This window comes from Alkalicoccobacillus porphyridii, assembly GCF_007293315.1.
GTDB lineage: Bacteria > Bacillota > Bacilli > Bacillales > Bacillaceae_D > Alkalicoccobacillus > Alkalicoccobacillus porphyridii.
In genome coordinates, this window is record NZ_VLXZ01000402.1 from 1 (window position 1) to 239 (window position 239).

Below are 239 nucleotides of genomic sequence, written 5' to 3' on the forward strand. Positions count from 1 at the left end.
CCGGTATCCTTCAGCAACACCTCGAGGCCCTCGAGGTGTTGCTGAAGGATACCGGGGTGCGCACCCTGGCGAGCCGCGAGTGGCTGTTTCGCCAGGACGCCCCGGCCCGGCGAGTCTACATCGTGATCAACGGCCTGGTGCGCCTGGTGCGCAGCGGCCGTGACGGTCGGCTGGCGACCATTCGCTGCGTCGAGCGCGGCGGCACCCTGGGTGAGCTGAGCATGGTCTCGGGGCCGGGG

1 protein-coding gene is annotated in these 239 nt (G+C 70.3%); it reads left to right on the forward strand.

From position 1 onward, the window contains the following. The coding region (locus FN960_RS24730; RefSeq protein ID WP_143850869.1) for a cyclic nucleotide-binding domain-containing protein at positions 1–239 on the forward strand (239 nt) is incomplete at both ends.